Here is a 961-nt window from a genome sequence, read left to right as displayed (position 1 = left end):
GGCAGAAAAAAAGCAGGAGACCTTTTCAGATTTCCTGCTCGGTGGTGCCGCCGGTGGGCGGCTGGTATTCAGTTTTGAAAGTTCGGGTCAGGGTGGCCCGATGATGAAATAAAATATCTGCATGAAGATTATTCAACTTCTTTTAGTAATTCTTCAACAGAAATACCGTAAAGTTTTGCAAGTGCAAAAAGATTTGATGTGGAAGGGTCGGATGTTCCATTTTCCCATTTTGAAACAGCCTGCCTGCTAACACCAATCGTTTCAGCAACAAATTCCTGCGTCATTTTGCACTGTGTTCTGTGTACTTTGAGTGCTTCACCCAACGATTTCCTCACTACGGATTTTTCCTGCCGTACATCTTTTGAATGGATATATTTGAGTAATGCACGAACAATAAGGGTAAGCAAACCAACAAAGATACATAAGAAAATTATTCCAACGATTATCATAAATACGGTTACTTTCATTTGACCACCTCCTAATGTTGCTGTTGGCTTCATTTCTCTGTACGGATATATTTAAGCAATGCACGAATAACAAGGATAAGCAAGCCGACAAAGATACATGAGAAAACTATTCCGACTACAATCATAATGATGTTTACTAACATTTGGATGACCTCCTTTCTTTGTTGGCTTTATTCTATCTGAATTACCGTGTTGCTACCACCAACTATCAAGCAATTATCAGTTGCATATCGGTTGCACAATGATAGCGTTCTGTTTTTTGACCTTATTATACTAAATTACCGTAGATAAGGATAGCTCGACTGATAAAACTTGCTGGACGGGAACAGCTTGCAGCGCAAGGTGTTTCCGGGCGGCAAGTCCACAAAAGGGTAGCTGGCGACAGCCAGCGCAGGGGAAGCGTAGCGTCCCCTGTATGATTTGGAGCAGACCATGACTGCGGAAAATCACAGCCCTCCGGCGAGGAGCCTTCGGAGAACGCAATGCACCAACCT

Annotated in this window: 1 protein-coding gene; it reads right to left on the bottom strand. The window is 42.8% G+C overall.

The annotated features are described in order from the left end of the window. Positions 1-128 precede the first annotated feature (128 nt). Complete coding sequence (locus H8S55_RS13870; RefSeq protein ID WP_003509323.1) at positions 129-467, bottom strand: helix-turn-helix domain-containing protein; 339 nt, start codon at positions 465-467, stop codon at positions 129-131. Between the last annotated feature and the right edge of the window lie 494 nt (positions 468-961).

Source organism: Flintibacter faecis (assembly GCF_014287875.1).
GTDB classification, from domain to species: Bacteria; Bacillota; Clostridia; order Oscillospirales; family Oscillospiraceae; genus Lawsonibacter; species Lawsonibacter faecis_A.
The sequence above is the reverse complement of the archived record's forward strand: the minus strand, read 5'-3'. Positions and strand labels throughout refer to the sequence as shown.

What these genes read in the sequence shown, in the direction of transcription:
- H8S55_RS13870 (WP_003509323.1), bottom strand. Translation starts at nt 467, where the DNA reads ATGAAAGTAACCGTATTTATGATAATCGTTGGAATAATTTTCTTATGT.